The sequence below is a fragment of the Bordetella petrii genome (assembly GCF_000067205.1).
Taxonomy (GTDB): Bacteria; Pseudomonadota; Gammaproteobacteria; order Burkholderiales; family Burkholderiaceae_B; genus Bordetella_A; species Bordetella_A petrii.
The window spans coordinates 2,562,339-2,587,022 of record NC_010170.1 but is presented as its reverse complement, the minus strand read 5'-3'; the positions used below and the strand labels follow the sequence as shown (position 1 = coordinate 2,587,022).

The following is a 24,684-nucleotide window of genomic DNA, read 5'->3' as shown; positions in this document are numbered from 1 at the left end:
TTCCGGCGAACAGTTAAACGTCCGTTAAACGCTCTCCGCGCTATCCTGCGATTTGTAGCGAAACGCGCTATTTTGTTTAACTTAGAAATAAAAAATGCTAAACAGCGCTTGCGCGGCGCCGGGCGGCGCGCGGATTACCGCGGCAGCGGTGCTCTAGGTGAGGTTTCCCTGTCAGGCCTGCCGCGCTGGTCCTAAGCGGCGCCAGCGGCAAGTCGAGCACAACCGGGCCAGGCTGCGCGCGTCTGCCAGCGCCTTGGCCCGGATGTCATTGTCGAAATAGCAGCAGATATCGCGCGGGCCATGCAGATCCTGCACAGCGAGCTGGACATGGTCAGGACGCAGATCGGCTGCCGGTTTTCAGGGGTTGGACGGCAGCTACCTGTGGACGCATGGAAGGCCGTTCAGTCCAGCACCTTTCCGTTATGCAGCACCGCCGGCTTCAGCTTGAGCAGGCGCCCGATTTTTTCCGCCGCGGCCTGCGCCGCCTGCTCGCTGGCCAGTCCCTCGACGCGAATGCGCGTGTAGGCATGGCCCTTCAGCGTGATCGCGGCTTCAGTCGCTTCGAACCCGTTGAGCGCCAATTGCGCGCGTACAGGATCGGGATGCGCGAAGATGCCCACTTGCACGGCGTAGCCACTGTCCACGGACGTGGCCGGTGCGGCCGGGACCGCCGTTGACGGCCCCGGCGCCGGGGCTGGCGCGGGCTCGGGTGCCGGCATCAGGCTGGCGGTCGGACCCATGCAGACCGAGACGATCTGCCGCGGCAAGGCGGGAGCGGGCCGCGGCGGTGGCACGGTCGAGCCAGGCGCAGTGCCCGGCTGCAGTTTTTCCAGGCGCGCCTTGACTTCGCCGGCTTGGGCGGCCAGCTTGTCCGCGTCGGCAAATGCCGCGACCAGAGGCGCCTGCCCTTGCTGCTGATAGGTCACCGCAATCCACTGCACGCCGGCCTGCTGCATCGACGCAGCCTGGTCGGGAAAATCGGCGGGCGTATAACGCCGCTGCCCACTGGAGAACTCCTTCAGGAAGTCTATGAAGCCGCGCGCGCCGCTCCATTGCCGGTTCAACTCAAAGCCCGCATAGCGGATACTGAGCGCCGTATCGCCGCAATTGGCCATCGCCCACGGGAACGCGGCCTTGTTCGGAAAGTTCAGATTTTCCAGAGTGATGCGGCCGCTGGCGCATTGCAGGCTGAGCGTAATGCTTTCCGGCAGGGCGCGCGCGCCCGGATTGGTCTGAGGCGGCACCGTGCTCAGCGTCACGTTGGCCGTGGTGGCCTCGAGCTTGGCAATCTGGGCCTCCAGGTCCTGTTGCTGTTTGCCCAGGGCCTGGGCTTCATCCTGCGAGCGCTTGGACTGCATCTGCTGGCTGGCCAGCGTGACCTGCCGCAATTGCGACAGACTGGCAAAGGCATAGAACTGCCCATTGAACGGAACCACATGCCCCAGGGCGGCACGTCCCTGGTATTGATTTCCGTTCTGTTCGATGAAATTCTTGACATCGCCCCCCATGAATGCCTTTACCTGGCCACGGTCGCCAAACAACATATCGTTGGCCAGGTCGGCGTCGTCCACGCCCTGTATAACGCTCAGCACCGAGTTCTCCCAGCTTTGCTGCAGGCGGCAGGCCACATTGCGACCCGCGTAATCCAGGGTGAAATCCAGTGGCCCCGACAGCAACTTCCAGACGACGCTGGTGCGCGGCCCGGCCTTGCCCCCGGCCAGTTTCCTGAGCTTGTCCAGCGCAGTGCCGGCGTCGATAAGCGGTGGCGATTTCACATTGGGGTCATGCCCGAACGACCAGATGTCTATCGCCGCTTTCATGGCGTTGCCATCGCCTTGCTGCAGCGGCACGATCGTCGCCAGCACGTCTTTGCGATAGGCCGCCAGCAAGCTCAGGGCATCCTTGTCCATGTGCAGCTCGGCCAACCCGTCCGATATCGAGCCGCCCCGCGCGGGCAGTTCCTGGAGCATGCTGCTGCCGAACTGTTGCACGACTTGCAGGCGTTGCTTCACGCCCGCGGCGGCGCCAGTGCGCTGCTGGCTTTGCTCGGCGGCCAGGGACTGCAGTTCATTGATCTGGATGGCTTGCTGCATCCAGTCGGGACGCGACTGGGCGGGCCACAGTTGTCCGACCTGCGCCAGCAAACCGAGCAGACGGCGGTACGGACCATTGGCGGTGAATAGGGTCGACATGACCTCGCGGCGCGCCGTGCCGTCGGCCAATTGGTTCGGCGCCGACGCAAAGGCATCCGCGAAGGCGTACCAGGCGTCCAGCCCCGCCTGCAGGTAATTCTGGCGGAACTCCTTGCTGCGCTCGGCCCACAGCTCGCTGTTGCCCGATGCGCGCCCCAGTTCAGCGGCGAAACTCGACACGGCCTGTTCGCCGGCGGGCGTCAGGGCGGCTGGCACGTAGGGCTGCCCGGGTTGCGCCGCGATATCCCAGAAATCGGTCAGCCGCACCGGCCGCAGGTTGCCCTGCAAGTCAACCCAGGCGTACAGCCATCCTCGCGAGCGCTCGGTCAGGTTCAGGCTGGCCAGCACTTGCTGCAAAGCGCGTCGCTCGGAAAGCAACACTTCGCGGTGTGTTTGCCAGGTCAGGTAATCCTGGTACATCTCGCCCAACAGCGCGCCATCGATAGGATTGGGCGGCGGATTCTTGGCGCTGGCGAACAGAAGCGTCATTTCACCGCCCGGCGCCGGCAGCGCGTAGACGTCCTTGCCGTTCAGGGCGGCATCGAGCAGGTTGATGCGGCGCACCAGAGTCTGAACCCAGGCCGCCAGCAATTTGTCGTCCTGCTTGGCATCCAGCTGCGGCAGACTGGTGCTGAGCAGCGGATCGAGATGGCCGACGATCACGGCCTGGTGGAAACTCTGCACATAGCTGTTGGCCAGTATGTCCTGGATGTGGTTGACCCGGCGCTGGAAGGGCAGCCAGCGCTGCTCCCAGCGCGGGCGCTGCCGCAGGCTGTGCACGGCGCCGCGTACGGCCTGCAGCGCGTGCAGGTTGCTGGAAACCGATCCCGACGCATCCAGCTTCTGGTCCAGCCCCGGCAGATTGGCTGCATGCAGCTCCTGTTGCGCCACGTGGCTCGAATGGACCAGGAAGACGCCCACTCCGACGCACGCCAGCAGCCAGGCCACGGCCACGGCGTGCCGCAACAGCCGGCGCCAGTGGCGCCAGCGCTCCAGCGGCTGCCAGGCATGCCGCTGCCCGGGCAATACCTGCTCGAACAGACCAGGGCCGAACCAGGCGGGCGCGGTGCGGTCGGCGCCACCCGGCTGCCCCGTCAGGTACAGGCCGCGCAGCAGCGGGGTCTCGGCATAGGGCGTAGCCTGGAAAGCGGGCCGCAGTACGTTGGCCAGCCGCAGCGCCAGCGGCGCCATGCGTTCGGGCAGGGCGAACGCCTCGTCGTCGGGCCGCTCGCGGGTGCCCTGCAGCACGCGCAAATCGAACATGCGGTGCACGATGCTGTTGAAGGCATCGCCAATGAACTCGCCCACGCCCGCGCCGGGCGAGGTGTTCAGAAACCCCATTGCCTGGCCGTTGACATCAGGCCCCAGGCCGGCCGCCCATGGCGCGAATCCCGGCAAGGTCTGGCAGTCGGTCAGCACGATATACACGGGAATGCGCGCGTCATAGACCCGCGCCAGTTCGTCCAGCCGCGTGCGCAGGCCCCGGCCGGTTTCGCTGCGCTGCGTCTCGTCGCTTTGCATCAGCCACTGGGCGCTGAACGCCAGGATCAGGCCATTGAGCGGTTCACGCCGGCGAGTCCGCATCATCCAGTGCAGCAGGCGCCGCCAGTTGCCCGAGGCGGGCGCGAGATGCTCTTCTCCCATGGCTGCCGCGGGGTCCAGCACCACGCAGCGCCGCAGCAGCCACCATTGCAGGACGGGCGGATCATCGCCCTGCGCCTGTACCGGGCTGGCGCCGGCGGCGCGACGCAGCAGTTCAGACTTGCCCGCCTCCTGCGGGCCCAGCACCAGGTACCACGGCAGCACATACAAAGGCGAACCGAAACGGGACAGGCGCGACTGCTTCAGGGCGCGCAGGCCGGCGCGCCAGTCAGCGTCCAGGCGCCGCGTGTCGAAGGCCGCGGCATTGACCGGCTGCGCCAGCTTGCGGCGCAGCCGCCAGGCCAGCCAGCGGCGCCGCAGCCAGGCCAGCAGCGCCCCGGCGACGAGCACCCCGGCAAACAAGGCGGCCGACTGCCATAGCGGCCACTGAAAGTAGAGGCCGGCCAGCCAGCACCCCAGCGCCAGCAACAGCAGGCCCAGCAACCAGGCAATCAGCACGAGTAGTTTCTTGAACATCATGGAATCAGGGGCATTGCCCAAGTGAATTCAAAGACGGCCTGTCAGTGGTGCAATCAACTGCGCGGCGGCATGCGCCAGGCGATAGTCCAGGAACAGATAAAGGCCCAGCAGCACGCACAGGGGCAGCACGATCAGCAGCAGACTGGCCAGCGATGGCGCCAGGCCACGATGGCGGCGCACCGGCCGCCTGGCGCCCGCGCCCGACAGCGGAAACAAGGGCTGTTCCGTGCTCAGCGGGTCCATCTGGCGTTCCTGGGACACACGTTCCAGCAAGGCGCGGCGGTATTCGGCAAGCTCACCCGCTGGCCGATGCGTGTAGCGCCCGTGAAAGCCAGCCAGCAGCACCAGGGCATACACTTCCCGCACCTCGACCGCTTCGTCCGGCAGGGACTCCAGCTTTTCGAAGAACACCACGCCCGCGCGGGTCGTGCCGAAATAGTGGCGCTGCAGCGGCGCCAACCGCCAAGAATCGGCGCCCGGCCATTCGCGCGACATGGCCAGTTCATCGATCCAGGCCACCACCGCGAACAGCGCCAGTTGCACATCGTCTGGAGAAAAGCCGGCGTCCTGCGCGCGTGCGGCGGTGGCGTCCAGCGTCGCCTTCAACTGCGCCGACAGCGAGGCCGCATCCTGGTCGGCCTGCGTCGTCGCCACGCGGGCCGAATCGATGATGGGAATCCAGAAGTTGCTCAGGCGCACGGATTATCCTTTGATCACAATGAGTTCCAACCGCAGGTCGGCAGGCGCGTCCGGCATGAAGAAGGCCAGCCGTCCGTCGCGTACTACGTCGTCCCAGCTGTCCGACAGGCTTTCCAGGCGGAAATACGCCGCGCCCGCACGGCGCGGCATGCCCAGCGGCAGGGTCTGCAGCGGCAGCATCTCGATCCCCGGCAACGAGCGCGTCACCAGCGTCTCGATCAGGTCCGGAATGCCCAGCTTGGCTTCCAGCGCGACGAGTTCGCTCAGTTCCTTGGGGTCCGCGGCCGAGCTGCGCGCCATGAGGTAATACCGATGCCGCGGGCCGAAGAAGCTGGCCGGCATCTCGGCCTGGTACAAGGCCGAGGCCATGCTGTCCTGCTCGAAATGCACCATCATTTCAGGCCCGACGGTGATTTCGTTCAGCAACCGTCGAATCAGTTCGGTCACGGCGGCATAGGCCGAGCCGATGTCGGTGTGTTTGTACGGGGACAATAACGACTGGTTGTCGCGCGTTTCGCCCAGCAGGTCGCAGTATTCCGAGAATGTGCTCAGCTCGCCGGCCAGTTGCCGCAACACCCCATATACCGTCCAGGGATGCGTCTGCAGCGATTCCGCCAGGTGCGTGATCAGCGGCCCGTAGCGATTGAGCACCGACAGCGCCAGCACAGGCGAAAATTGCGCATCGTCAGAGCGGCTGGCCACCGGCTGCTTGAACACCTCCAGCTGGCGTGCCCGGCCGATCACCTCGTCGCGCAGCTCGCGCAGCATCTGCTGCAACTGCGGCGAGGCCGCCAGGTTCAAGCAAGGCGGAACGAAGCGCGGCATCATGCGCACTACCTCGCCATCCTGTTCCAGTTGAGCGACCGGCATCAGGTCGTAGTCGCCCAGATGGTCCAGCTCGTCGTCCCAGAACAGGCGCAACACATAAGTCATCAAGGTGACCCGGCCAGTAGGGCCCGGCGTATAGCGGTCCGGCACTTGTTGCGGGTCGGCGGGCACCGCCAGGCGCGTGTTGGCCTGGCCGGCATCGTCCAGGTTTTCGAACTTCTGCACATTGGGCTGCCCTTCGACATGCCGGCGCAACCCCACATACAGCGTGCGCGGGCCCTGGGAAAAATCGGCCAGCTCGAAGCGCACGGATTCGATGCGGGCATTGCCGGGCGCCTCGGTCAGCGTGCCGTCGGGCCATCGCAGCGTCAGCTGTTCAATCACCAGATGGCGCGCCGCTAGCGCGGTGTCGTCGATCTGCAGCGCGCCGAAACCCCATCCCCACGGCATGATCAGGTCCAGTTGCCGCGCAAGGTTGCGCGCGGTCCAGGCGTCCTGGTACTGGAAATGGTGCGGCTGCAGGAACAGGCCCTGGTGCCAGAACAGTGGTTGGTTAAGTGGCTGTGTCATACGCACAATGAAATGGGAAAGGGGTCAAGGTTGTTGGGCCGGGGCCGGGGCAGGGGCCGGGGCAGGGGCCGGGGCCGGGGCAGGGGCCGGGGCGGGCGGAGGCACAGGCCCCGCCTTGGGCTTGGTCAGCGTCACGGGCGGAGCGCCTGCGCCCGGAGATTCCTGGATGCCGCTGGCGCCTAGCCGCAAATCGATCTTCAGAGGCTCAGGCGCGGCTTGGCGGGTGGTGACGATGATGCCGGACGAATTCACTTCCACGCCGATGCGGTACAGGCGGGCGCTACGGGCCGGGTCCAGGTGGTAGTAGCCCGCGGCCAGGCCCACGTACTGGGCTTTCTCGACGCGCGCAAGGGTGATGGTGCGCTGCTCGCCCGGCGACACGAACACGCGATTCAATGCCAGCATGCCGGGCGGCGGGCTGTCGGCCAGCAGCAGCGTGGTCAGCTTGGCGGAGTTCGCGGTGGCGGCCGTGAAGGCATTGGGGTCGGCCATCTGAACGACCGTCAGCGCCAGGGTGTGGGGCTGGTCGGTCGATTGGTTCAGGTGCGGATCGGCCATCAAGGCAATCTGCACGCCATCGGCGGCATAAGTCCATTTCAGGGCTTTCAGCGCATCCTGCTCGGACGAACCTCCCATCATGCTGTTCAGGGAGCTGCACGATGCCAGGACACCGATGCACAGCGCCGCGGGCAGCAGGCGGCGCAACAACCGGTGGCGCGGAAGCGGGTGGCGCAAGATCGTCATGGCGGTCATGGCGTTCGTCATCCCTGCAGAATCACCACGACCTGGCTGGGGCTCGCCACCAGGCCGACGGTGTTGTTCGCGTTCTGGGTCGTCATGCCGGTCAGGCACACGCCCGGCATCCCGCCCACCATGACAGTCATGCTGCCGTCGACGAAGTCCGCCTTGCCCATAATTTGCCCGCAGGCGACGCCGCCGCCCGCGCTGCCTGCCTCGTCGCCCTGGCTGAGCAGCAGCGAGCTGCCCATGTTCAGCGCGGGCATGCCCACCACCAGCACGTTTTCCACGATGCTGGCCGGATCGGCCATATCGCTCATGGCGAAATTGGGGTAGGGAACCGGAATAGGAGAGGGCGCCGCGGGCGTCATGCAGACATCGGGCACCGTGGCGGTGGTCATGGCGCCACCCGTATTCAGCAGAAACATGGCCGCGCTCTCCTCAGCCCAGTTGTACCGACGCGGCGGTGACCGCGGCGCGGTCGCATGCCTTCAGATCGGCCGTATCAGCGTGGACCGACCAGTCCTGATCGACCAGGTGCCGCATCGATTGCGCGCAGACTTCTTCGTGGCCGGCAATGCGGCGCACGCTGTGCTCGGCATGGCTTTCACTGCGAGTCGCGATATCGAGCCGGCTGCCCGCTATGTCGGTGCGGGTATTCCACTGCGAGAACGCTTCATCGCCTGTCAGCCGCAGCGCCTGGCAAGCCACATCGGCGGTTTGCAGCGCCGCCGTCAGCCGCCCGGCGGCGACGTCCAGCGCCGGGCCCGCGTCCAGCGCAACACCGTGCGTGGCCGTCACCGCCAGGCGGCCCTGCGGCAGCGACAGATGCAGATCGCCCGGCAGCGCCACCTCGGCAGGGCGGTCCGGCGCCGCGCGCTCAAGCACTGTCAAGATGTAGCCCTGGCCGTTCATCAGACTGACCAGCGCCAGGTCGCCGATGGCGGGCTGCAGCAGGCATCCGGCGGCGGGTGTTACCCAGATGGCTCCCTGGGGGGTCAGCGCCGCATAGCGCGTGCCGTCACCCATGACCAGGCGGGCGTGCTGCAAGCTGGCCTGGTCGCGGGGTTCCTGGTTGGCAGAGGGCGCGGCGGCGGCGTCTTCGGGCAGGGGGGCGGAAAGAGGATAGGACATAGCGTAGGTCTTCCGGGTTATACGGGGGGTTGCCATAATTCGGCGGCTCGCAGTTCGGGATCGTCGCGGCGCACGTCGTCCAGCACGGTCTGACGCCACAGGGCATCCGGCAACTGCACGGCATGCAGCAGCGCGCCCGTCAGGTCGGCGCGCGAGAAATCCGCGTGAGCCGCCTGGAAATGCGACAGATCCGCCCGGGCCAGCTTGCTGTCCGCGAACGTCACGCCCAGCGACGCGGCGCCATATAACCGGCTGCCGTTCAGCGATGCCTGGGCGAAACTGGCGTGATCGAGCCGCGCCTGATCCAGGATGGCGCGATCGAGCAGCGCGCCGTCGAATCGTGTGCCATTGAGCCGCGCGGCATGAAACGATGCGCTGGGCGCCTGGACGCCGCTGAAATCGGCCTCGCTGGCGTCGACCCGGGGGAATGAACATTGCGTCAGGGCCGCGCCTTCGAAGCGCGCGCCGCGCAGCCGGCAATCGGGAAAATGGCACTGCGCCCAGGTCACGCCGCGCAGGTCCAGGCCCGACAGGTCGCATTCCGAGAACAGCGCCTTGACCAGGGTGGCCGATTGCAGGCGACAGCCGGCAAAGCTGGCGCCCGTGGCCATCAGGCGTGTCAGGTCAGCTTGCTCGAAATCGCCGTCTACCCACACGCATTGCCGCATCGACACCCAGTCGGCCTTGCTGCCTCGCAACGACAGGCCACGCCCTCGGCATGCGGTGAACGATGCTTCGGTCAACACCGCCTGATCGAAGCGCGCCTCGTCCAGGCGGCAACCCTGCCAGATCGTGCGCGCCAGCTTTGCCCCATTCAGGCGTGCCCCGCGCAAATCCAGGTTGCGCAAGCGCATGCCGGCCAGGTCGATACCGGACAGGTCGGCGCCGGCCAGGGCATCCGGGGGAATCGGGCGGCCGGCGCGCAACTGCTCGAGCAACGTGTCCATGGCGGCGTCAGTCACGGGCATAGTCCTGTAGCAGGCGGCAGCGAGTCAGCAGAGCCTGGGCCAATTGCACGCCTTGCGCGCTTACCCGGCGCGTGTCGGCCGCGTGCAGGTTCACGCCCGTCATATCCACGTCTTCCAGCACGGCTTCGCCCCAGCGCGACTGCATCAGATTGGCGCCGCGCCAGCTCGCCCGGGCCACACGGCTGCCGACGAAGTTGGCCGCCCGCGCCACCAGGTGCCAGGCGTCGCTGCCGGTCAGGTCGCAGTTCTTGAGCAGGCCGCGATCCAGGCGGGCTTCGCGCAATGTGGCTTGCGCCAGGCAACTATCCTGCAGGCTGGCGCCGTCCATCTGCGCGCGATCCAGCCGCGCGCCACTGAGGTCGGTGCCTTTCAGGATGCGCAGGCCGGGCATACGTGCGCCCGCGAATGTCGCGCCGCCGGCCTGGCTGGCGATCAGCGTGGCCTTGGCCAGCATTGCCTCGTCAAACACCGCCGCCGCCAGGTCGCATTGGTCGAAAGTGGCCCACTGGAATTGCGCTCGCGCCGCATTGACGCCAGGCAGCCGGCAAGACTTGAATTGCGCGCGGTCTCCCTGCGCGTCCGGCATGCCGGCCTCTTCAAAACCGCATTGCGCCACCTGCGCGTTGCGCCACTGGGTCTTGCTCAGCTGCGCTTTGGCCAGGCTGTTCTTCTTCAGCCAGGCCTGGGAGAAATCGGCGCCCGGCGCCGCCGCGCCATCCAGCGTGCAGTCAGTCAACATGGCCCGGCTGAAACGGGCCTGCTCCAGCCGCGCTTCTACCAGATCGCACTGCTGCAGCTCGGCTTCCAGGAAATTCGATCTTTCCAGGTCGGCTTGCCGCAAGACACAACGCTGCAACAGCGCGTGCGAAAGGTCCACGCCACGCAGCGCCACTCCAGATAAATCCAGATCCTGCAGCAGGGCCCAGGCGCAGGACTGGCCAGCCGCGTGGCGCGCCAGCAGCGTGTCTCTGTCCAGCGGCGTACGCGCACCGGCGGGCAGCGGCTCATCGATTCCAGGCGGCGGCGCCGGCTCCGCCTGCATGGCATCGGCTTGCCGCTGTATATCGGCCGCCCGCGCTTCCAGGGCATCCATCTGTGCCATGAATGCCTGGTACTCCTTCAGCAGCGCCTGTCTTTTCTCAGGCGTCACGGGCAGACTCGCGAAAAGCTCGGCGGGATCGTCGATCTGGCTGGCCGGATTGGCTTGCGAGCGCGCCAGCATGGCGTCGGCGTCCAGCCCGTAGCGTTTCATGGTGGCGCGGGCCTCGGCCTCGCCGGCCTGCAGCTCCGCCTTGACGTAGGCGCGCACGGCTTGCGCAAACGCCACGGGTTCTTGCGGCCAGGCCATAGGCACGGGATCGGCGTCTTCCGCCACCTGCATGCCGGCATTCGCGAACCGGCTGCTCACGGGAGGGCGGCCCAGCGCCTTCATCATCCGGTCGGCTTCGCCGATGGCTTCCTTCTGGCCGTCGGCGAGCTCTTTCAGTATGGCGGCCTTATGTTCGGTCGCGGCCTGGGAGGTGGCCGCGGCAGCGGCAGCGGCGTCGGCATCCGCCGGCGCGGTGGATGCCGCGGGCTTCGGTGGCTTGGCGACTTTTTCTTCCTGCTGGCGCCAGACCGCGGCCCAGTGCTCGGTGGACAAGGCCGCCTGGTCCAGCGTCTCGGTGAACACGGCCAGTCCCAGCATGTCGGCGGCATCCTCGCGCGTGACGGCCACGCTGGCACGGTACAGCACCAGCACGCGCTCATCCGTGGGGAAAAGCCACACAGTATCCAGGTCCAGCGGCGCCTCGAAACGCTGTTCGGGCTCGCGCGCGGCGCGCAGCAACAGGCGAGGGCGCAGGCCGGGCAGCTTGCCGCGCAGCACCGGCTGCCGCGGATGCATGTGCTCGGCAAACCACGGCTCGTCGCCGCGCCAGTAGCCTTCCCGGCACTGGTCCTGCTGCACCCGGTCGAACCAGCGCGGATCGGTATCGTCGGGCAGCCATGGCAACCGCCGGCGCTGCCAGCTTTCATCCAGCGTCCCCAGCCAGCGCGCGCGTTCCGGGCTGCCCTGGGGCAACGGGCCCAGCGCGGCAAGCGGCGGCACATCGGAGGGCTTTAGCACGGGGTGCCGGGGATGCTCGACATTGGGCAGAGCTACCCCATCGGCCTGATCCGGGTCGGCGCAATGGCCGCGGCCGTGCGGATTATGCAGCCAGCCAGAGGCGCCATAGGCGTGCGGCAAGTCCAGCGCCATGCGTTCGAACGGCTGCGGGGCGCTGGGCTGCCAGCCGGCGATGCCGCGCGTCCAATAGCGGTTGCCCTGCACCAGCAGGCTTTTATGCAGCTCGCCTACGCCGGCGCGGACAGTGATGCCTGTGACGGCCTGGCCGGCCGGCGCGCACGCCATGCCCGCCACGGCATAACTGCCGCGCGCCTTCTTCTCGCCCAGGTCGAACGGCTCTTTGTCGAACATCGGCGCCAGCCAGGCCCACGCCTGCTGCTCGGTCAGGCGCGTGCCGTCGATGCCGCAGGCATAACCCACCGTAACGGTCAGGCTGGGCCGCCCGCCAAGCGATTGGCGGCCAAGCAGCAAAAGAACATCGGTGGACTTGGCGACTTTCATCGATGATTCAGCCTACGAGGACGGTGCCGCCGCCAATGGTGATGGCCGGGGCGTTACAGTAGATATCGCTTTCCGACACCATGCGTACGCCGATGGCGGAGATCGTCGCATTGGCGCCGCCCGTCAGGCTCAGGTCCATATCGGCGGTGACTTCGATGGACGAGCCCGTGATCGTCGCGTCCCCAGTAGCGCCCACGCTGAAGACTGGCGTCGCCATGGAGATCGACTCGGTGCTGATCGCCAACGTGCTGGTCACGGCGCTCACCTTGTAAAAGCCCTTGGTAGTCACCTTGTGGCTCGCGATAGTGCTCACCGAATAATTCACGGCCGTCTCTTCTTTTTGTACGGCCACGCCTTTCCATTCGTTGACAATCGCATTCACGACCCCGTAGGTGCTCCTGAACTGAGGCGCGAGATATTTTTTGGTGGCCAGGTTGATGTCCTTTTCCCCGGCCCATTTCACGCCTATCCTGCCGCCCATCGTGACCGAGAAATCTATTGCTTCCGTGGCGCTGATCTTGCCGCCCAAAAAGTTGCCCAGCGTTATCGCTTCCACGGTCTCCATCTTCACGCCCATGAAATTCTGGACGACCAGGCCCGCGTTGCTGCCGATCGTCACGCCGGTAGGCATATTGGGCAACTGCATGCTGACCAGGCCCGCCCAGCCCGAACTGCCCGCCGACATGCGCAGGTGGCCCGGCACCTCGATCACCATGCTGGTGCCCGCGTGGATGTTGCCGTTGTCGTCGGTGGTCAGGTTGAAGCCGTCCGCCAAAGAGGGATCATTGGTGGCGCCCAGGTTCAGCGACGTATTCTCTGTGGTCGTGCTCAACAAGATGGCCGATTTGTTGTTGACGCTGTAGTCCCCGGAGCTGTCCTGGGACTCGTCTTGCGTGGTCTGCCGGGCGGCGTCCCGCATAGCGATCACATTGCCTGACGGGGTCTGGATCAAATGGTCACCCGGGTTCGCCGCTGTGACCACACTGGGGGCCTCCACGTTGGGCAGGGCGGCGATGATCACCGGCCGGTCGGGATTGCCGTTCAGGAAAGTGATCAGCACCTCGGTGCCTTCCCGCAGCGGAAAGTGCATTCCCGCATTGTGCAGGCCGGAGGCCGAGCTGCCGCCCGCGTAGGGGGTGGCCATGCGCAGCCAGGCAGAGTTCTGGTTGCCGCCGTAGCGCTGCCGGGCAAACGTCAGCCGCACTTTGTAGCGGCCGTCTTCATCCGGCTGGGCATATTGTTTCGGCTGATTGGGGGTGTCGATATCGATAAACCCATTGACCATGTGCGTCACCACCGGCACCGGCGTCACGCGGGCAGGGCGGAACTGCAGGGGAAGCTGGTCCGACGCGCCGGAATCCAGCCAGCGCGGCAGGGCCACGAAACGGGCCAAGTAGGCGGGGGCATCCGTTTCCGGTGCCGTCTCCAGGGTCTGCGCGCCCTCGTGCGTGACTTCAATCACGTAATACTGGGCAGGGTCGGCGCCGCGCAGGTACTCCGAGGCCTCGATCAACCGGCCGGCGCACACACCCGGGGTGCGCGCCTCGCCTTCGATGCGCAGGCGCTCACAAGCCAGTTCCTGGCTGCGCCAGGTCGCCAGTGTTTCGCCGCCGATGGTGTCGCCATCACTCAGGCTCTCGAAATGGCTGCTCATGTCATGCACTTCGCCAAATGCCACAACGGGGCCAGGCGCGCTTGCCGTACTGACCAGCGACAGCGCCGTGTTGCCCCAGTCGTTCGAGTCGTGCAGCGTGACTGTGCCGGGCCGTAAACTGACAAGCCGGTTCAGGCGCGTGACCGCGACCTCGGTGGCGTCGGGATCGATCACGCCGTTGGGGTAATAAACCACGCTGTCCAGGTCGGTGGGTTGCTGCTCCACGCTGTTGGCGAATACGACAGACTCTTGTTGTTCGCCCTGTTCAAACCAGAAGTACACACCGTAGTACTCCAATTTGCGCATCAGGAAATCCAGGCAGCTTTCCTCGAACTGGCAGGTGAATGGCGTGCGCGTCGTTGCCAACTGGCTGGCCGCGATACGGTAGTCGTACGGCGCTCCCGGGCTGCTGTAGGGTTCGTCCAGCCCAGCCAGGCGCAGCAGTTGCCGGATAATGTCGTCGAGCTGCTGGTTCAGGTAGATGTCCGACCATCGCAGGGTGCGCAGCCGCGCCAGGCGCGGCTCCAGCACGATCTGGTAGTAGTCGTAAGTCTCGTCGCGGCCTCGTTGCGCGCCCTGCGTGACGATGCCGTGCCAGCGCAGCAACGCCCCATCCGGTTTGCGGGCCAACAGCGTGGCCGGCTGGTTCAGCAGCTGCTCCAGGGGCAGATCCGCCTTGCGGACCGCAACCGTCACCTCAAGACGATAAAGCCGCGAAACCGCCTCCGTCCCTCGCCAGTGCGTGACGTGAATAGCCTGGCCGGGCGCCAGATTTCGCAGCGCCGGGCACTCGAGGCGATAGTCATAGGCGGCATCCGTCATGAACTCAAGCCTCCGTCGTCGTCAGGGTCCAGCCGCCGTTATCGTCCGGCGCCACGCGGATGGCGCTCAGGGCGCGGCCATCCGCCAGCGCCGACAGCACCGTATCCGACAGCAAGGGCATCAGGCTCTTGCGCAGAATGAAATCGATGTTGCGGGCGCCGCTATCCACTTCGGTGCAGCGCGCGGCGATGGTGTCGCGCACGGCATCGTCGAAGCTCAGTTGTATGCGGTTGGCCGCGAGCAGCCGGCTGGCCAGCTTGTTCAGCTTGAGCTCGGCAATGCCGGCCAGCTCGGAAGGCGGCAGGGTGTAGTAGGGCACGACCGTCATGCGCGCCAGCAGCGCTGGCTTGAAATGCTTGGCCAGCACGGGGTGAATGGCGGTCGTCAAGGCTTCGACATCAGGTCGGCCGTCGCGGGCCAGCCGGGTGATTTCCTCGGTGGCCAGATTGCTGGTCAGGAACACCACGGTATTGCTGAAGTCGATGACGCGGCCTTCGCCGTCGGCCAGCGTGCCCTTGTCGAACACTTGATAGAACAGGTTCACGACGTCCAGATGGGCCTTCTCGACCTCGTCGAGCAGCACCACGGAATAGGGCCGTTTGCGCACGGCCTCGGTCAGCACGCCGCCTTCGCCATAGCCGACATACCCCGGCGGCGAACCCACCAGGCGGCTGACCGTGTGCTTTTCCTGAAATTCGCTCATGTTGACCGACACCAGCGCATGCTCGCCGCCGAACAACTGGTCGGCCACCGCCAAGCCGGTTTCCGTCTTGCCCACGCCCGAGGGGCCTACCAACAGGAACACCCCCATGGGCTGCTGCGGGTCCCGCAGGCCCGATTGCGCGGCCTTGACCGTGGCCGCGATCTGGTCCACCGCGTGGTCCTGGCCGCGTATGCGTTCTTTGATGCGGTCGGCCAACGCCAGCACGCTGCTGACGGCATCCCGCTGCATCTTCCCCAGAGGCACGCCGGTCCAGTCCGACACCACGCGCGCCACGGCGTCCGGGTCGGTTTCAATGAACACGAGGGGCGAACCCGCCTGCAGGTTCTTCAGCTTGTTGCGGGCTTCTTCCAATTGAGCCGCCAGGGCTTGCGGCGACGCCGCGGCTTGCGCGGACGTATCAGTAACCGTATCGGTGACCGTGTCCGTGGACGTATCGGCAGACACATCGGTGGCCGGCTCCCGGGCAGGTTCGGCAGCGGCCTCGGCCGTGGGCTCCGGCGTGCTGCCGTCAGGCGCCTGGGCTGTGGGCACGGCGGGCACATTCTGCGCCTGGCCCAACTGGCGCCGCAGCGCCAGCACGGCTTCGGCCGCTTCTTTCTCGGTTTTCCAGCGCGCCTCCAGCTCGGCGTGCTGCGCCTGCAGGCTGGCGCGTTCGGACTCGATCTCGCCCAGCCGCTCGCTGTAGGTTCCCGGCTGGAATTGCACGTCGCGCGCCAATGCCACGCGCTCACGCTCCAGGCCGGCCAGGCGGCTTTCCAGGCTTTCCAGCTCGGCCGGCTTCACGCCCAGGCCGATGCGCACGCGCGCGGCCGCCGTGTCCAGCAGATCCACGGCCTTGTCTGGCAGCAGGCGTCCCGTGATGTAGCGGTCCGACAATTCAGCGGCGGCCACGATGGCATCGTCGCGCACCGTGACGCCGTGCGCGGCCTCGTAGCGGTCTTTCAGGCCGCGCAGGATCTGCACCGCCGTGTGCACGTCGGGCTCGTCCAGCTTCACCAGCTGGAACCGGCGCGCCAGGGCAGGGTCTTTCTCGAAATACTTCTTGTACTCGGACCAGGTGGTAGCCGCCACGGTGCGCAGCTCGCCGCGCGCCAGGGCCGGCTTGAGCAGGTTGGCGGCGTCCGAGCCGCCGCTCTGGCCGCCGGCGCCGATCAGCATGTGCGCTTCGTCGATGAACAGGATGATCGGCTTGACCGAGCCCTTGATTTCATCGATGACGCCGCGCAACCGGTTCTCGAACTCGCCCTTGACGCTGGCGCCCGCCTCGAGCAGGCCCAGGTCTAGGCCCAGCAGGCGCGTATCGCGCAGGAACTCGGGCACGTCGCCATTGACGATGCGCAACGCCAGCCCTTCCACCACCGCGGTCTTGCCCACGCCGGGTTCGCCCACGCAGATCGGATTATTCTTGCGGCGGCGCGCAAGAATGTCGATCATCTGCCGGATTTCATTGTCGCGCCCGAACACCGGGTCGATCTTGCCGGCACGCGCTTTGGCGGTGAAGTCTTCGCAGAAGCGCCCGATGGCGGCTTCGCCGGCGCCGGCGCCGCCTGCCGCGCCCGTGGCGGCCCCGGCGCCCGCGGCGTCGGCGATGCGCAGGTCGGTTTCGCTCGACCCGTCGACAATGCTGTCGAACTCGGCCGCCAGTTGCTCGCGCGAGATGGCCCGCAAGGTTTCGGCGTAGCGCGTGCCCGCGCCGTAGTAGCTCAGCCGCGCCACCAGGGCCAGCAGCATGGCGCCGCTACGCACGCGGCTCTGTCCCAACGTGATCGAGGCGGTCAGCCACGATTCCTGCACCCATTCGGTCAACAGGCCGGCGAACACCGGACGCCCGGGATTGCCGTTCTTCAGCTGGCCCAGCGCATCGTCCAGTTGCGCCGTCAGGCGCAACGCGTCGATGTCGAAGTGCGCCAGGATGCGGGCGGCGTCGCCGTCGGGCGCTTCGATCAGGCGGCGCAGCATGTGCTCGACGGCAATCTCGTAATGGTTGCGGGCCAGCGTCAGGCCGGCCGCGCCTTCCAGGGCCGCCGAGCAGTAGGAGTTCAGGCGCGCGAACAGGGGTTTTAGCTCTACCAGCATCATTGCATGACCTCTTTGGAAATACGGGTGGGATCGGTGTCGATCGGCAGGAAGACTTCGTCGTAGCGAGGCCATGGGTTGGCCGGGTTTCCCGGCGCCGCCTCGGGCAGCCAGGTATCCAGGCCCAGCTGGCACCAGCCTTCGCCCAGGCTGGCGCCGCGCCGCTGCTCAGGTTCGACGCGCAGCCCCAGCACGCAGCGCAGCGGCACGCGCAAATACAGGGCAATGGCGCGCACCAGGCGTTCGTGCAGCGCCGCGCCGGGCAGCAGCTCTTGCAGGCGGCCGGCCGGAATCGGCCCGATATGCATGATCAGGCCGCCGGCCCGATCCGCGATCTGGCTGCCCAGCATGGCGTTCTCGCCCAACTCGCAGGCCTGCTCCGACAGCAGGCAGCGCGCGGGCGCCGGAATCGCCACCACTTCAGCGACGCAGGGCTCTACCTCCACGGCCAGCGCGCCCAGCAACCCTGCCGCCAGCGACTCCAGGCCCAGCGCAGAGCGGGGGAACTGGTTGAAATTGCCGGCATGCGGCAGCAGGCGCCGCACGCCGGGGCGGCGCGCCGCCGCGCCGCCGCCCATGCCCACCAGCGCGTACAAGTGGTCCAGGCGATTGGCATCGCGCCGCTCGGCCACCGCCAGCCAGGTGCGGTTCTTTTCCCAGGCGCGAAACAGCAGCGGGTACAGCGCCGCATGCAGAATGTCGATGAAATCGCGCGCCGTCGAGCCGCCTTGCAGCTGCTCTTCGATCAGGTCTTCGGTGTAGAACGTCGGCAGCGGCGAGGTGACGCCATACAGGCCGAAGAAGTTCGCGGTGATCCGGTATTTGCCGATTTCGTCGAGCCGGATTTCCTCGATGTCGCGATCGGGAAACGACAGCGTGGCTGAGGGGCGCACCCGCACATCCTGCGAGAACGCCTGCGCATCGGCGCTGCGCAGGCGCAGCAGCCGCAACGCCTGGAAGAAGGCATAGCGGTGCCCTTGCGCCAGCAGCGGATCGCCGCCCGGTGGCGCTACAGCAGGCGATAGCGGCCGATCTTCGCTGGCCATTGCAGGGTTTCTCCGTTGACGACATCCACCAGCGTCAGAGCGCTGAAGGTATTGATGGCCGTGGTGCCGGCCAGGAATTCGTCCAGCACCGTGCCAAACAGGAACAGGCCGCCGCGGCCCGGAAAGTGGTCGCCGCGGCATTCGATGCGCACGTCGTTGCCTTGCACCGGCATGCCATGCACGATGCGGCGCACCGGCTCCACCTGCACCTGGCCGATCGACTCTATGGCGCGGCGGGCCGCGGCGTGGCGCTGCGCGTCCGCCTGGCGCGCCGGCGCGTACAGCGACAGCAGGTCGCGCAGCTGGCCTTCGTTGGCCAGGGCCAGGTGGTTGGCGTTCAGGTGCGACAGCACGCGCCACAACAGCGTGCTGTCGATGACCGGCGGGCTGTGCGGCGTAATGCCTTGGATATTGCTGAATCCCACCCGCGCCGGCGAACTGTCGGTCGGCTCGCAGATGTCGCCCAGCCGCAGGCTTTGCGGCAGGTCGCCATGCGTGCAGGTCAGCCGCGTCGAAAGGGTCAGGGGCTGAGGCGTCTCGCCGGGGGAATACGGCAAACTCAGGAAGTGGTCGTAGCCGCGATGCAGAGCCGAGGCGCGGATGCTGATGTGGTACGAACCCGCGTCCTCATCCTGCATGGCCGAGAAAGCGTGGTACTCCTGTTCGTCGCCATTGGCGTTGCGGGCCCGCACGCTGTCGACCGAGAAAATCTGCTCTACCGACTGACTGCCCCGGGCAATGGGCCGGATGCGATAGTCGGGCTGCAGATGATCGACCCGGATCGGATGCGCATCGTGGCTGAACAAATTGACCGCCGGCGTCGCATTCAGGATGAAGCTGGACGCTCCGACCGCGGGCGCCCAGTCCGGCACCCGGTCAAACATGATCTGCACCGAAAAGCGGTCGCCCGTTCCGCGCGAGGTCCAGCGTGAAAAGCCGGCGATGTCCAGGAACAGCAGTTTCTCGGGCAAGGCGAAGTATTCGTGCAGCACCCGCCAGGCCGGGTGCGCGCCGCGGGGCCAGGGCATCAGTTCCAGGTCGGGGCGCAGGCCGGCTGGCTGGATGGCGCTGGCCGGCAGCACTGTCAGGGGTCCTCCGTCGGTGCCGATGCGGACCTCGCGCACGTAGCGCAGCAGCAGCAAGTACAGGCGCGCCGCGTCCGCGTGCGCGTCGCCCAGGAAGAACCGCAGGCTGTCGCCAGTCCAGGGCGCGCCGGGCAGGCCCGCCAGGCTGAACTGCAGCCGTAGCGAACGCGGCTGCGTGCCGCCGCCTTCCCATTGCGCGCCCAGCAATTCCACCGGCTCCAGCGTTACCGGGAACGACGCCCGGAATATGGCCCGCAAGCCATCCACCGGCACCGAGGCGAACTCGGTGCCGGCCGGTATCGTTACCGGGCCTTCCAGGGCCGCGCGCGGCTGGTAGCGCATGATGGTCATGCAGGGCAGGGGTTGCAGCATGTGCGGAAACAGCAGCTGCGCCAGGTTCTGGATGAACTCGGGGAAGTCATCGTCCAGGCGGTGGCGCATCAGCCCCGTCATGAACGCCACGCCTTCCAGCAGCCGCTCTACGTCGGGGTCGCTGGCGCTACCGGCGCCAAGCAGCGGCGCCAGGGCGGGGTTGCTGGCGGCGAATTCCGCCGCCAGCGTCCGCAGATAGCCCAACTCCTGTTCGTAGTAGCGGTTCAGCACGGTCTATTGCCTCTTGAGCGAGACGTGGCCGTTCGCGGCCACGTGCGACGTCAGACGTATCGGTATTTCCTGGTCATCCACGGCGATCATGCCGGTGATGGAAAAGGCCAGCGACAACACCTCGTCCTGAGACTCCGCGAACGTGATACGCGGCTGGCGCAGGCGCGGCTCGTAGCGCTGGATCATGCGATTCATGTCCTCTATCATTTGTCCTGTCGTGCCCGAGGCGAACGATCCCGCCAGATTGGTGAAATCCGGCACGCCAAACAGCGGGTCTATGGGTACGCTGCCCTGGCGCGTGTTCAAAATGCGGCGCAGGTGGTTCAAGATCGAATCGACCAGGATTTCCGCGCGGGTAATGTGCGACCGCTGCACGCCGGCGCCCAGGCCGGCTACGCGTTCCAGCAAGCGAAGCTCTCTCATGGTCAGGGGCGGCGAGCCCTTGCGGGCTCCCGCTCTCAGGCGATTACTTCGGCGCCAGCCACGAATCTTCCGATTCGATGCCGTCCGGCTCCCACGTCCAGACGATCTTCTCGTAGGTCATGCCGATGTCTTCCATGTGCCCCAACTGGCGGTTGTCGGGCTGCAGGCAGTTCGGCACCCACAGGTGGGTCGCCACGATCACCGCTTTTTCAAGCTTGATGGTGTAGTACTTTTCTTCCGTGCCCTTGGGGCTGATACGGTAGAACTCCAGCACCACGGATTTCAGCTGTTCGCCCGAGCACAGCGCCTGGTACAGCTTGGGCGAAGATTTGTCGATTTCCTTCACCAGGGTGATGCCCAGGTGCTGGCGCTTGCCCGACGGCAGGCCGGTTTGCGGGTTCTTGGGCAGTTCGATGGAATGGTCGACGGCCTGCACGAGGATCTTTCCCTCGTGTCCGCTGACTTCGCAAGACCCTTCGATCTTGCCTTGGTTTTGCCCTTCGAGGGTCAGATAGCACGGCATTGCCATGGTAAATTGCTCCTTGCAGTTGAAGAAGTATCTGCATTACATGCAGGTCCGGCGGCGTGCCGGTGGCAGCCGGCACGCCATATCCGGGTGAAGGCGGATCAGCTCTTGTCGAGCTTGCCCACCAGGGAAAGCGTGAAAGACGCGCCCATGTACTTGAAGTGCGGGCGCACTTTCAGGCCCACTCGGTACCATCCCGGATCACCTTCCACATCCGACACGGTAATTTCGGCCTGGCGCAACGGGCGGCGGCTGCGCACGCCGGCCGCCGGGTTGTCCATGTCCGCCACATACTGGCGGATCCAGTTATTGAGCTCCGATTCCAGATCCGTGCGCTCTTTCCAGGTTCCGATGTTTTCGCGCTGGATCACCTTTATGTAGTGCGCCAGCCGGCTAACAATGAAGATGTAGGGCAATTGCGTGCCGAGCTTGTAGTTCAGCTCGGCTTCCTTGCCTTCCTTGTTGTTGCCGAAGAACTTGGGCTTCTGCACTGAATTGGCCGAGAAGAACGCGGCGTTGTCGGTGTTCTTGCGCATGGTCAGCGCAATGAACCCCTGTTCGGCCAGCTCGAATTCGCGCCGCTCCGAGATCAGCACCTCGGTGGGGATCTTGGTCTGCGTCTCGCCCATGGCCTCGTAGTTGTAGACCGGCAAGTCGCCCACCGTGCCGCCGCCTTGCGGCCCGATGATGTTGGCGCACCAGCGGTACTGCGCGAAGCTCTCCGACAGGCGGCTGGCGAACGCGAAGGCCGCATTGCCCCACAGGAAATCCTTGCTGCCGCCCGACACGTCCTCGTTGTAGCGGAACTGCTTGGTGGGCACCGTATCGTCGCCGTAGGGCACGCGCAGCAGGAAATTGGGCAAGGTCAGGCCCACGAAGCGCGCGTCCTCGGTCTGCCGGAAGGCATTCCACTTGGTGTACTGCGGGCCTTCGAATACCGCGGCCAGGTCTTTCAGGTTGGGCAAGCCGGCATAGGAATCCATGCCGAAGAATTGCGGCCCGGCAGAGGCAATGAACGGCGTGTGCGCCATGGCGGCGACGCTGGCCACCGATTGCAGCAGCTTGACGTCCTGCCCGCCGGGGCCGAACTCATAGTTGCCGATGATGGTGCCGAACGGTTCGCCCCCGAACTGGCCGAATTCCGCCGTGTACACCGCCTTGTACAAGCCCGAGCGCGTGATGTCCGACGCGTCCTCGAAATCTTCCAGCAGCGCCTGCTTGGACACATTCAGGATTTCAATGCGATTGTTCTCGCGGAAATCGGTCCGGTCGACCAGGAACTTCAGCGACCGCCAGGCCGATTCCAGCTTCTGGAACTGTTCCTGGTGCATGATCGCGTCGACCTGCCGGCACAGCTTGCGGTCCAGACCGGCGATCATCTCGTCGATGAGCCCCTGGCTGACTTTCTCTTGCGCGCGGCTGGGTTCGAGCAGCTCCGCCACGAAGGCTTCCAGCCCCTGGCGAGTGATCGAATACGCATCGTCGCCGGGCTTGACGCGGGTCGATTCGATCAACTGATCGATCAGCGAGCCACCGGCCTGTTCGGCGGGTTGCGCCGCGCCCTGTTGCTGGGGAGATTCCTGGCTCATCGATTACTCCTTGGACTGGTCGGACTCGGGGCCGGCCGATTGCACACCCAATTCGGACAGCAAGCGTTCGCGCGCGCCTTCATCTTGAATGAGCGCCTGCAGCTTCTTGCGGAAATCGGGAAGATTGCCCAGCGGGCCTTTCAGGGACTTAAGCGCTTCGCGCAGCTCGATCAACTGGCGCAGCTCGGGCACTTGCTCGACCAGCGCGTCGGGCTCGAAATCGCGGATGTTCTCGAATTTCAGGGTGACCGGCAGTGATTCGTCGCTTTCGCCTTCGGACAGGCGGTTGGGCACCGCCATGGTCACGCTCAGGCCCTGGGCCTTGAGCACGTCGTTGAAGTTGTCCTTGTCGACCTGAATGGGCTTGCGCTCGTCGAGCGGGGTATCTGATTCCTGCAGCGTGAAGTCGCCCAGCACGAGTTGCTTCAACGGCAGTTCGACCTGCTCCTGCGCGTCGCCGGTGGCCGGCTTGTAGACGATGTTGACACGTTCTTTCGGGGCTACGGATCCATCATTGGCCATTGCAGTTCTCCTTGGTAGCGGATGGATTAGGCGGCGGCGGTGGTGGACTGCGAAAGTTGCCAAGCGGCCCGCAAATCCAGGCTGGCCAGACGGGCCAGCATGGATTCATTGGGTCCGGCGCCAGGCGCGCCGTATCGCAGTTCGACGGTCGCCGCCAGCTTCAGGGCTTGCCGCGCCAGATCGGGTTCCCAAGTGGCCAGGCGGTGGGCGTCGAGTTCTTCAATCAGCGTGGCCAGCAGCGGACGCATGTCGGCACGCGCATCAAAACGTTGGAGCAGGGCGCATTGCGCCAGGCGCAAGCGGAAGTTGTCGCGCTGGCTGCCGGCATGGCGCGCGGCGGCCTGCAGGTTGTCCAGCGCCTCGTTCAACTTGCCGGCCACCGCGTCGGCGTCGGCGGCCGCGGCCAGTTCGGCCACGGGGTCCGCGCTGCCGGCCGCACGCGGCGTTTCGCCTCCCAGCGCTTCCAGCCACGCCTGGGTGTCGGGATCGGCGAACGGGCGGCCGTCGTTGAACTTCATTTGCGCCAACTGCGGCAGACGCGCCAGCAGGCGGCCGGTTTCGAAGGCCACGACCAGAGCCGCGTCCTTGGCGCCCAACCGGCTCAGCGCGGCATGGCTGGCGCGGTTCAAGTCCAGCCAATAGCGGTGGCCGATCAGGCGCGACTCCGCGAAATGGATCACCGCCTCCGGGTCGCCGCCTTGAGCGATTTTCTCGAACCCGACCATTACCTGATCGGGCGGGGGAGGCAGGCGCGTTGCGCCGTTCTGGACGGGCGGCGCCTGCTCTAACGTCGCCCAGGCGCAAATGCGGTTCAGCCTGTACAACAACGGCAGGGTGGGGTGCTCTTGCAGATACCAATCGATCAGCGGACGCAGGCCGGCCAGCCCCGCTTCGGCCACCGCCTCCGGATCGCTGCCGGCCACGGGCGCGGCGGCCGGCGCCACCATCGCCGTGGCGGAGGCAGCGGCGGGCGCGCCGGCGGCCGCACCGGTCGGGGGCGTCGCGGGCGCCGCCTCGGCGGGACGTTCCACCGGCAGGTTCGTCAGCGCGGCGCGCAGGCCATAGAACGCCGGCACCTCATCGTCGTGCTGCTGCCACGCCGCATCCAGCGCTTCCCAGTCGGCCAGCAATCCGCTGTGCACGTCCGGCTTCAGGGCGGCGAACTCGGCTTGCGGGTCCTGGATGCGCTCGCTCAGTTGATCCAGCAGCCACTGGATCTGGTTGCGCCGGCCGCGCAGCCGTGCCGCGGGCGGAGACATCTCGTCCCAGTACGTGGCCACCAGGTCGCGCAGCACATGCACGCCATCGGCCAGCCCCGCCAACGCACGGGTGTGCAGCAAGGCCAGGGTCAGCCATGCCCCCACTGACAGGTCCTTGCCTTCTTCATTAAGTATCTGCGTGCCCAGCCGCGTGACCGCCTCCCAGTCCACCACCGCGCTTGCATGGATGTCGGTCAACTGGTCGATCTGCGCGCGCATGGCCGCAAACGTTTCGCCATCGCGCGGGTTGTCGCCCACCGGCCGGTCGGCACGGATAGGGCTGGCGCCCAGATTGCGATCGAACCCTGCAGTTGGCACGGCGGCTTATCCTTTACGAGAATTCAGACAACGGACGTGAATCAATTTGCATACATTTGTAGTATCTTGTTCGGCGAAGAAAATCGCTTTTCACGTGGTGTTGATGCATCTTAGGAATCCACCGTTTATCAACCGTTGATGCAAATCGCAAAAATTTAGTCATCGTCTGCAATTGATTT

17 protein-coding genes are annotated in these 24,684 nt (G+C 66.2%); all 17 read right to left on the bottom strand.

Annotated features, from left to right (window positions below):
* Positions 1-401 precede the first annotated feature (401 nt).
* On the bottom strand, positions 402-4,334 hold the full coding sequence (locus tag BPET_RS12445; RefSeq protein ID WP_231852688.1) for a type VI secretion protein IcmF/TssM N-terminal domain-containing protein: 3,933 nt from the start codon (positions 4,332-4,334) through the stop codon (positions 402-404).
* A 6-nt stretch (positions 4,335-4,340) separates the two neighbouring features.
* On the bottom strand, positions 4,341-5,012 hold the full coding sequence (locus tag BPET_RS12440; protein ID WP_012249369.1) for a DotU family type IV/VI secretion system protein: 672 nt from the start codon (positions 5,010-5,012) through the stop codon (positions 4,341-4,343).
* A gap of 3 nt (positions 5,013-5,015) precedes the next feature.
* Positions 5,016-6,410: a type VI secretion system baseplate subunit TssK gene (gene tssK, locus BPET_RS12435; protein WP_012249368.1), complete on the bottom strand. Its 1,395-nt coding sequence runs from the start codon at positions 6,408-6,410 to the stop codon at positions 5,016-5,018.
* A gap of 24 nt (positions 6,411-6,434) precedes the next feature.
* The gene (gene tssJ / locus BPET_RS12430; RefSeq protein ID WP_012249367.1) at positions 6,435-7,163 is read right to left on the bottom strand and encodes a type VI secretion system lipoprotein TssJ; all 729 of its coding nucleotides are present in this window, start codon (positions 7,161-7,163) and stop codon (positions 6,435-6,437) included.
* A gap of 8 nt (positions 7,164-7,171) precedes the next feature.
* The gene (locus BPET_RS12425) at positions 7,172-7,576 is read right to left on the bottom strand and encodes a DUF4150 domain-containing protein (RefSeq protein ID WP_012249366.1); all 405 of its coding nucleotides are present in this window, start codon (positions 7,574-7,576) and stop codon (positions 7,172-7,174) included.
* 13 nt (positions 7,577-7,589) lie between these two features.
* On the bottom strand, positions 7,590-8,282 hold the full coding sequence (locus BPET_RS12420) for a DUF3540 domain-containing protein (protein ID WP_050978237.1): 693 nt from the start codon (positions 8,280-8,282) through the stop codon (positions 7,590-7,592).
* Positions 8,283-8,299: 17 nt separating this feature from the next.
* Complete coding sequence (locus BPET_RS26625; protein WP_158310080.1) at positions 8,300-9,244, bottom strand: pentapeptide repeat-containing protein; 945 nt, start codon at positions 9,242-9,244, stop codon at positions 8,300-8,302.
* Positions 9,237-11,858, bottom strand: coding sequence for a DUF2169 family type VI secretion system accessory protein (locus BPET_RS12410; protein WP_012249363.1), 2,622 nt, complete (start codon positions 11,856-11,858; stop codon positions 9,237-9,239). The genes BPET_RS26625 and BPET_RS12410 overlap by 8 nt, the downstream gene beginning before the upstream one ends.
* 7 nt (positions 11,859-11,865) lie before the next feature.
* Positions 11,866-14,334 carry a type VI secretion system Vgr family protein gene (locus BPET_RS12405; protein ID WP_012249362.1) on the bottom strand — a complete coding sequence of 823 codons (2,469 nt, stop codon included), beginning with the start codon at positions 14,332-14,334 and terminating at the stop codon, positions 11,866-11,868.
* Between the two features lie 4 nt (positions 14,335-14,338).
* On the bottom strand, positions 14,339-17,137 hold the full coding sequence (gene tssH / locus BPET_RS12400) for a type VI secretion system ATPase TssH (RefSeq protein WP_012249361.1): 2,799 nt from the start codon (positions 17,135-17,137) through the stop codon (positions 14,339-14,341).
* Positions 17,134-18,180: a type VI secretion system baseplate subunit TssG gene (gene tssG, locus BPET_RS12395; RefSeq protein WP_012249360.1), complete on the bottom strand. Its 1,047-nt coding sequence runs from the start codon at positions 18,178-18,180 to the stop codon at positions 17,134-17,136. The genes tssH and tssG overlap by 4 nt, the downstream gene beginning before the upstream one ends.
* Positions 18,144-19,868: a type VI secretion system baseplate subunit TssF gene (tssF, locus tag BPET_RS12390; RefSeq protein ID WP_012249359.1), complete on the bottom strand. Its 1,725-nt coding sequence runs from the start codon at positions 19,866-19,868 to the stop codon at positions 18,144-18,146. Before tssF ends, tssG begins: the two co-directional genes overlap by 37 nt.
* Before the next feature lie 3 nt (positions 19,869-19,871).
* A complete protein-coding gene (tssE, locus tag BPET_RS12385; protein WP_012249358.1) occupies positions 19,872-20,291 on the bottom strand; it encodes a type VI secretion system baseplate subunit TssE in 420 nt (139 codons plus the stop codon).
* A gap of 43 nt (positions 20,292-20,334) precedes the next feature.
* The gene (locus BPET_RS12380; RefSeq protein WP_012249357.1) at positions 20,335-20,820 is read right to left on the bottom strand and encodes an Hcp family type VI secretion system effector; all 486 of its coding nucleotides are present in this window, start codon (positions 20,818-20,820) and stop codon (positions 20,335-20,337) included.
* A gap of 98 nt (positions 20,821-20,918) precedes the next feature.
* A complete protein-coding gene (gene tssC / locus BPET_RS12375) occupies positions 20,919-22,406 on the bottom strand; it encodes a type VI secretion system contractile sheath large subunit (RefSeq protein ID WP_012249356.1) in 1,488 nt (495 codons plus the stop codon).
* A 3-nt stretch (positions 22,407-22,409) separates the two neighbouring features.
* Positions 22,410-22,928, bottom strand: coding sequence for a type VI secretion system contractile sheath small subunit (tssB, locus tag BPET_RS12370; RefSeq protein ID WP_012249355.1), 519 nt, complete (start codon positions 22,926-22,928; stop codon positions 22,410-22,412).
* Between the two features lie 26 nt (positions 22,929-22,954).
* Complete coding sequence (tssA, locus tag BPET_RS12365; protein ID WP_012249354.1) at positions 22,955-24,505, bottom strand: type VI secretion system protein TssA; 1,551 nt, start codon at positions 24,503-24,505, stop codon at positions 22,955-22,957.
* Between the last annotated feature and the right edge of the window lie 179 nt (positions 24,506-24,684).

Bases quoted from the DNA above. Each gene is read 5' to 3' on its own strand.
- tssK (WP_012249368.1), bottom strand. From the start codon at position 6,410: ATGACACAGCCACTTAACCAACCACTGTTCTGGCACCAGGGCCTGTTC.
- tssJ (WP_012249367.1), bottom strand. From the start codon at position 7,163: ATGACCGCCATGACGATCTTGCGCCACCCGCTTCCGCGCCACCGGTTG.
- BPET_RS12425 (WP_012249366.1), bottom strand. From the start codon at position 7,576: ATGTTTCTGCTGAATACGGGTGGCGCCATGACCACCGCCACGGTGCCC.
- BPET_RS12420 (WP_050978237.1), bottom strand. From the start codon at position 8,282: ATGTCCTATCCTCTTTCCGCCCCCCTGCCCGAAGACGCCGCCGCCGCG.
- BPET_RS12410 (WP_012249363.1), bottom strand. From the start codon at position 11,858: ATGAAAGTCGCCAAGTCCACCGATGTTCTTTTGCTGCTTGGCCGCCAA.
- BPET_RS12405 (WP_012249362.1), bottom strand. From the start codon at position 14,334: ATGACGGATGCCGCCTATGACTATCGCCTCGAGTGCCCGGCGCTGCGA.
- tssH (WP_012249361.1), bottom strand. From the start codon at position 17,137: ATGATGCTGGTAGAGCTAAAACCCCTGTTCGCGCGCCTGAACTCCTAC.
- tssG (WP_012249360.1), bottom strand. From the start codon at position 18,180: ATGGCCAGCGAAGATCGGCCGCTATCGCCTGCTGTAGCGCCACCGGGC.
- tssE (WP_012249358.1), bottom strand. From the start codon at position 20,291: ATGAGAGAGCTTCGCTTGCTGGAACGCGTAGCCGGCCTGGGCGCCGGC.
- BPET_RS12380 (WP_012249357.1), bottom strand. From the start codon at position 20,820: ATGGCAATGCCGTGCTATCTGACCCTCGAAGGGCAAAACCAAGGCAAG.
- tssC (WP_012249356.1), bottom strand. From the start codon at position 22,406: ATGAGCCAGGAATCTCCCCAGCAACAGGGCGCGGCGCAACCCGCCGAA.
- tssB (WP_012249355.1), bottom strand. From the start codon at position 22,928: ATGGCCAATGATGGATCCGTAGCCCCGAAAGAACGTGTCAACATCGTC.